This is a genomic window from Conexibacter stalactiti (assembly GCF_033542075.1).
Classification (GTDB): Bacteria; Actinomycetota; Thermoleophilia; order Solirubrobacterales; family Solirubrobacteraceae; genus Conexibacter; species Conexibacter stalactiti.
Genome location: NZ_JAWSTH010000176.1, coordinates 1 through 6,366 on the forward strand (window position 1 = coordinate 1; position 6,366 = coordinate 6,366).

6 protein-coding genes and 1 pseudogene are annotated in these 6,366 nt (G+C 75.1%); 1 reads left to right on the plus strand and 6 read right to left on the minus strand.

Going from position 1 to position 6,366, the window contains the following annotated elements:
- From R7226_RS30635 to R7226_RS30660, 6 genes and pseudogenes are all read right to left on the minus strand, one after another.
- Positions 1-324: pseudogene (locus R7226_RS30635) on the minus strand (hypothetical protein); the annotation flags it as partial.
- Positions 317-1,423: a branched-chain amino acid ABC transporter permease gene (locus R7226_RS30640; protein WP_318601331.1), complete on the minus strand. Its 1,107-nt coding sequence runs from the start codon at positions 1,421-1,423 to the stop codon at positions 317-319. The gene R7226_RS30640 and the pseudogene R7226_RS30635, both read right to left, overlap by 8 nt.
- A complete protein-coding gene (locus R7226_RS30645) occupies positions 1,424-2,320 on the minus strand; it encodes a branched-chain amino acid ABC transporter permease (protein ID WP_318601333.1) in 897 nt (298 codons plus the stop codon). It abuts the gene before it with no gap.
- A complete protein-coding gene (locus R7226_RS30650; protein ID WP_318601335.1) occupies positions 2,317-3,048 on the minus strand; it encodes an ABC transporter ATP-binding protein in 732 nt (243 codons plus the stop codon). The genes R7226_RS30645 and R7226_RS30650 overlap by 4 nt, the downstream gene beginning before the upstream one ends.
- Positions 3,049-3,052: 4 nt before the next feature.
- Positions 3,053-4,321 carry an ABC transporter substrate-binding protein gene (locus R7226_RS30655; RefSeq protein ID WP_318601336.1) on the minus strand — a complete coding sequence of 423 codons (1,269 nt, stop codon included), beginning with the start codon at positions 4,319-4,321 and terminating at the stop codon, positions 3,053-3,055.
- Between the two features lie 7 nt (positions 4,322-4,328).
- Positions 4,329-5,132, minus strand: a complete 804-nt coding sequence (locus tag R7226_RS30660; protein WP_318601337.1) for an ABC transporter ATP-binding protein — start codon at positions 5,130-5,132, stop codon at positions 4,329-4,331.
- Positions 5,133-5,347: 215 nt separating this feature from the next.
- Here R7226_RS30660 and R7226_RS30665 point away from each other — a divergent pair, with 215 nt between their 5' ends.
- A complete protein-coding gene (locus R7226_RS30665; protein ID WP_318601338.1) occupies positions 5,348-6,283 on the plus strand; it encodes an alpha/beta fold hydrolase in 936 nt (311 codons plus the stop codon).
- The last annotated feature ends 83 nt before the right edge of the window (positions 6,284-6,366 follow it).

Below are 6,366 nucleotides of genomic sequence, written 5' to 3' on the forward strand. Positions count from 1 at the left end.
GCCGTGACGCGCGGCGGCGAGCGCGTCGAGCGCGTCGACGGCGGCCAGCAGCAGCGGCCGCAGCGGCGGCGCCGCGTGCGCGGTCGCGTCGACGTGGTCGGCGGCGTGCGTGATCGCCGCCGGCGGCCAGTGCTCGTCGCCCGGCAGCAGCGCGCCGATCCAGGCGTCGAGCGCGGCGCGGCGGGCGGGATCGAAGACGCGGCTGCTGCGGCCGCCGCGCGGCACGAAGGCCTGGCCGAGGCTCGCGCGCAGCTCGTCGACCTGCGCGACGGCGGCCTCGTGCACGCCCCGGTGGGGCTGGGTTCGGATCGGTTGCTCAGACATCGGGAATCTCGCTGGGGGTTCGGAGAGAGGGCGGATCGGGGGTGCGGGGGCGGTGGTCGCGGACGGCGCGCACGAGCGCCTCGTCGAGCTCGTGGTCGCCGGCGAGGCCGCGCCGCCGCCATGCCATCGCGAGCAGGATCGCCAGCACCAGCACCACCTGCGTGAGGCCGGTGAGGCGGTCGAGATCGAGCGGGCCGAGGTGCAGCGCGTGGTCCTCCAGCGGCAGCACGCCCTGCTGGATCGCGGTCACGACCGCCGCGCCGACGACGGCCCCGGAGACGGTCCGCATGCCGCCGACGATCAGCATCGCGACGAGCAGGAAGGTCGGCTGGAGGTAGAAGTTCGACGGCGCGACGACCGTCTGCCGGTGCGCCAGCAGCGCGCCGCCGACGGCGCAGATCGCGGCGCTCAGCAGCCACGCCCAGCGGCGCGCGGCGCGCACGTCGACGCCGATCGAGCCGGCCGCGAGCGCGTCGCCGGAGGAGGCGCGCAGGCGCAGGCCGACAGCCGACTCGCGGAAGATCCGCGCCACCACGACGGCGCCGATCGCGCCGATCAGCGCGACGCCGATCGTCGTCTCGCGCGGGATCGTCGCGAGGCCGCCGGCGCCGCGCGTGATCCCGCTGGCGGCGCTGAAGACGGTGTTGGCGGCGAGCAGCAGCGCGAGCGTGCCGATCACGGCGGCGCCGCCGTCGAGCCGCAGCAGCGCGAACGACAGCACGAGCGCGACGAGCACGGTGAAGGCGACGGCGACCGCGATCGCGGGCCACAGGTCGAGGTGGGCGTCGGCGAGGAAGGTCGGCAGGCCGTCGATGTAGCCGGCCTTCAGGACCGGTTCGAGCGTCAGGATCGCGGCCAGGTAGGCGCCGACGCCGGCGAAGGCGAGGTGGCCGAAGGAGACGATCCCGCTGTTGCCGGTGAAGACCTGCAGGCCGGTGACGAGCACGACGTTGATCAGCAGCAGCACGGTCGCGTCCTGCAGCGAGCTGGAGCCGCCCCCGCCGACCAGCGCGACGAGCGCGAGGAGCAGCGCCAGCAGCGCCGCGCCGGCGAGCGCGCGCAGCAGCCAGACGGGGACGAGCTTCGTGAACGCGCCCATCTAGATCGCCGCCTCTGCCGTCGAGCGGCGCGCCAGCAGGCCGGACGGCCGCGCCAGCAGCACGATCACGACGAGCGTCAGCACGAGCGCGTCGCGATAGGGCAGCCAGGCGTCGGGCAGCGTCGCCTGCAGCAGCACTTCGAGCGCGCCGAGCAGCAGGCCGCCGGCGACGGCGCCGCCGAGCGAGCCGAGGCCGCCGAGCACGACCGCGATGAACGCCTTGATCGTCGGCGAGACGCCGGTCGTCGGGTCGACCGATCCGGCCTGCGCGACCGCCAGCACGGCGGCGACGCCGGCGAGCGCGCCCGACAGCGCGAAGGCGGCAGCGACGACGCGGTCGGCGCGCACGCCCATCAGCCGCACGACGTCGAAGTCGTCGGCCGCGGCGCGCATCGCGACGCCGAGCAGCGTGCGCTTGAGGAACAGCACGACGGCCGCCAGGCAGGCGGCCGTGACCGCCATCGTGACGAGCTGCAGCGCCGGCACGTTGAGGCCGAAGAGGTTGACCGTGCTCGACAGCCAGTCCGGGATCGCGACGGCGTGCGCCGGCTCCTCGGAGGCGGAGAGCGACAGCAGCGACTGGATCAGGAAGCCGACCGCGAAGGAGGTGATCAGCAGCGTCACCGGCCCGCTGCCGCGGAAGGGGCGGAAGGCGATCCGCTCCATCAGCACGGCGATCAGGCCGGCCGCGACGATCGCGCCGAGCGCGGCGAAGAGGAACGGCACGCCGGCCGCCGTCAGGCCCCACAGCGCGTAGCCGCCGAGCGTCAGCAGCTCGCTGTGGGCGAAGTTGATCATGCCGAGGATCGAGAAGACGATCGCGAGGCCGAGCGCCAGCAGCGCGTAGGTCGAGCCGAGCGAGAGCGCGTTGACGCTCTGCTGGAAGAACTCGTTCATCGCACGCCCTCCCCCAGCACCTGCGCCTCGAGCTCCGGGCTCGCGAGCACGTCGGCGGCGGCGCCGGCGAGCACGACGCGGCCGCGCCGCAGCACGGCGGCGCGGTCGGCGATCGCGAGCGCGAGGCGGACATGCTGCTCGACCAGCAGCACGGCGATGCCGCGCTCGCGCGGGAGCGAGGCGATCAGCGCCAGCACCTCGTCGGTGAGGCGCGGCGAGAGGCCGAGCGTCGGCTCGTCGAGCAGCAGCAGACGCGGCGCGCCGAGCAGCGCCCGCGCGAGCGCGAGCTGCTGCTGCTGGCCGCCGGAGAGCGTGGCGGCCGGCTTGCCGAGCGCGGCGTCGAGCGCCGGGAAGCGCTCCAGCAGCTCGGCCCGCTCGCGCGCGACCTCGGCGCGCTGAGCACGCGGCCGCGTCGCCGCGCCGAGCGTCAGGTTCTCCGCGACGGTGAGGCGGCCGAACAGCCGCCGCCCCTCCGGCACCAGCCGCAGACCGGCGCGCGCCCGCCGCTCGGCGGAGGCGCCGAGCACGTCGCGGCCGGCGAAGCGGATCGTCCCGCTCGCCTCGCGATGGAGGCCGGCGACGGCGCGCAGCGTCGTCGACTTGCCGGCGCCGTTGGCGCCGACGAGCGCGACGATCTCGCCGTCGGCGACCTCCAGCTCCATGCCCGTCACGACCTGGACCGGTCCGTAGCGGGCATGGAGATCGCCGATCTGCAGCAGGGCGCTCATCGCGTCACGGCGTCGGCACGTCCTGCGCCGGCCCGTTGGCGACCGAGACGAATCTGCCGTCCTGCACTCTCGTGACCTGGACCGGGATCGCCGGGATGTGCTCGCCGCCGCCGGGGTAGGCGACCTCGCCGAGCGGCGTGTCGACCGTCAGGCCGTCGGAGAGCGCTCTCGCGATCGCGGCCGAGTCGGTCGATCTGGCCTGCTCGATCGCGCTCGCCAGCACCTGGATCGCGGAGGAGCCGAGCGCGGCGAAGGCGCCGTCGGGATCCTGGCCGTACTCGGTTCTGTAGTCGGCGTAGAACTGCTCGGTCGGGGAGCCTCTGGTCGGGTAGCCGAAGGTCGTGAAGGTCGCGCCCTCGACCGCGTCGCCGCCGACTCTCAGCGTCAGCTGCGAGTCGAAGCCGTCGGTGCCGTAGAAGGGCGTGTCGACGCCGGCCGCGCGCAGCTGGCGCAGGAAGGTCGCGACGTCCGGCGTCAGCATCGCCGAGACGATCGCGTCCGGTCTCGGGTTGGCGTTGCGCAGCTTGGCGATCTGCGCGGCGAAGTCCTTCGAGCCGGTTCTGAAGGTGTCGGTGCCGACGATCTCCAGGCCGCGGCTCTCGGCCGCTCTCTCGAACCAGTCGCTGATCAGTCTGATGTAGAGGACGCCGGAGTCCTCGAGGATCCAGACGTTTCTGCCGCCGGCCTCCTTGACCTGGTCGGCGAGCGTCGCCGTCTGCGCGTTGGCGCCCATCGCGACCGGCCAGTAGGCGTCGAACTTCGACGGGATCGTCGGGTCGGCGTTGCACGGCGAGATGTTGAGCGTCTCGGTGCGCTGCGCGACGGCCGCGATCGAGACCTGCGAGTCGGTGTCGCAGAGCGAGACGAGCACGTTCGCGCCGCCGTCGACGAGCTGCTGCGCGACGGTGCCGGCGGTCGCCGGGTCGGACTTCACGTCGCCCTCGGCCAGCTCCAGTCTGACTCTGCCGCCGACGCCGCCTCTGGCGTTGATCTGCTCGACGGCGAGCTTGATGCCGTTGTTGAGCGGCGCGTTGTACGGGGCGAGGTAGCCGGTCAGCGCGGTCGCGAGACCGAGCTTGACGGTGCCGGCCTCGAGCTCGGCGGGAGCGGCGGCGGTGGTGCCGGTGTCAGCGGCGGCGGTGCTGGAGCCGCCCGCCGAGTCGTTGTCGTCATCGGAGCCGCAGGCGGCGAGGCCGGTGCCGAGCGCGGCCGTGACGGCGAGCGCGGAGAGCAGGCGAGCAGGGCGGCGCAGCCGCTCAGGGGAGAGGTCCATCTCGGTGCTAGTCCTTCGGTATGGGGTCGGTCCCGGCCGCCGCGGCGCCCAGGTAGGTGGAGATGACGGCGGGGTCCGTCCGCACGGCTTCGGGGGTGCCGTGGGCGACGACGCGGCCCTCGACGAGGGCGGCGACGCGGTCGCAGCTGGTGACGATCAGGTCGACGTCGTGCTCGACGATCAGCAGCCCGGCGCCGCGCTCTTCGCGGATGCGGGCGATCAGCGCGGCGAGCGCGCGCGTCTCGCTCTCGGGCATCCCGGCGGCCGGCTCGTCGAGCAGCAGCAGGCGCGGCCTGGCGGCGAGCGCGCGGACGATCTCGACCATCCGCTGCTCGCCGTAGGAGAGGTCGGCGGCGAGCGCGGGCGCGACGTGCTCGGCGCCGAGCCAGGCCAGCTCGCGGCGGGCGATCGCGTCGGCGTCGCGGCGGCGCGCACCGCCGGCGGCGACCGCGGCGGCGGCGACGTTCTCCAGCGCCGTCAGCTCGCCGAAGAGGCGGATGTTCTGGAAGGTGCGCACGACGCCGGCGCGAGCGGCGCGGCGCGGGACGGCCGGCAGCGGCGCCTGGTCGAGCAGGACGCGGCCGGCGGTCGGCGCCAGCACGCCGCTGAGCAGGTTGAGCAGCGTCGTCTTGCCGGAGCCGTTGGGCCCGATCAGCCCGACGACCTCGCCCTCGGCGACGCTCAGCGAGACGCCGTCGAGCGCACGCACGCCGCCGAAGTCGCGGCTGGCCGCCTCGGCGCTGAGGGTGATCGGTTCCGGTTCCGCCCCCGCAGCGGCGCTGAGCAGTTTTGGTGTCCTGTGTGCGCGCACAGGACAAGTTGTAGCATCTTGATCGTCTTAGTCAAGATTAGGTGCCGATCGGCCGCTTTCGCTCGTGCTGGCGTTCCTGGCGCGCCCGCGCGGCAGCCCACCCCGCCCGCCGCGCGCGTCGGCCCGATGAGTGCGGGTCTGCACACCCATCGGGTGCACAGACCCGCCCTCATGCCCGCAGCCGTCAGACTGGGGCGATGCGGCGGATGCGGGCGATGATCGTGGGGGTAGCCGCAGCGGCGGCGCTGGTCGCGCCAGGCGCGCCCGCGGCCGCTCGCTCCGCGACGCCGCCCGCCGCCCCCGCGGCCGCTCCCTTCCACGCCGAGGTCCGCCACGCGACCGTCGGCGGCGAGCGGATCGCCTGGTATGAGCGCGGCAGCGGCCCGCCGCTGCTGCTCGCGATCGGGACCGGCTCGACGATGGCCGAGTGGGACCCGGCGCTGCTGGCGCTGCTGGCGCGCGACCGCCGCCTGATCCTGTTCGACTACCCCGGCCTCGGCCGCTCCTCCCGCCGGCCGCCTGGCGCGCGCACCTCGTTCGCCGGCCTCGCCGACACGGCAGCCGGGCTGCTGCGCGAGATCGGGATCGAGAGCGCCGACGTGCTCGGCTGGTCGATGGGCGGCTTCGTCGCGCAGCAGCTCGCGATCCGCCACCCCGCGAGGGTGCGGCGGCTGGCGCTCGCCGGCACCAACCCCGGCGGCGACCGCGCCGTGCTCGGCCCGCCAGCCGACCAGCGGATCGACAGCGACCCCGACCCCTCCGACGCTGCCGTGCTGCGCGTCCTCTACCCGCGCACGCGCACCGGCCAGGCCGAGGGCCGTGCCTTCCTCGCGCGGCTGGAGCGCGCCAGCGAGGCGGGCACGATCCCCGACGACTTCGCCGTCCCCGCCGCGACGGTCCGCAGCCAGGTCGCCGCCGAGGATCCGTGGCTGCGCTCGAACGCGAACGCGCGAGCGCTGCGACGGCTGCGACTGCCGGTGCTCGTGACCGCCGGCCGCGCCGACCCCGTCACGCCGCCGCTCAACGCCCGCCGGATCGCGCGGCTGATCCCCGGCGCGCGGCTGGCGTTGCTGCCGGGCGCTCACGCCTTCCTGTTCGGCGAGCGCGTCCGCTTCACGCGCCTGCTCGATCGCTTCCTCGGCGCGCCGTAGTCGCGCACGCGCCGCCGTTCGCCCGCCGCCCGCCACCCGCGGCCGCTGCGCGCCGCCCCTCGCCCGCGGCCCGCGGCCGCTGC

Bases quoted from the DNA above. Each gene is read 5' to 3' on its own strand.
- R7226_RS30665 (WP_318601338.1), top strand. From the start codon at position 5,348: ATGATCGTGGGGGTAGCCGCAGCGGCGGCGCTGGTCGCGCCAGGCGCG.
- R7226_RS30645 (WP_318601333.1), bottom strand. From the start codon at position 2,320: ATGAACGAGTTCTTCCAGCAGAGCGTCAACGCGCTCTCGCTCGGCTCG.
- R7226_RS30655 (WP_318601336.1), bottom strand. From the start codon at position 4,321: ATGGACCTCTCCCCTGAGCGGCTGCGCCGCCCTGCTCGCCTGCTCTCC.
- R7226_RS30650 (WP_318601335.1), bottom strand. From the start codon at position 3,048: ATGAGCGCCCTGCTGCAGATCGGCGATCTCCATGCCCGCTACGGACCG.
- R7226_RS30640 (WP_318601331.1), bottom strand. From the start codon at position 1,423: ATGGGCGCGTTCACGAAGCTCGTCCCCGTCTGGCTGCTGCGCGCGCTC.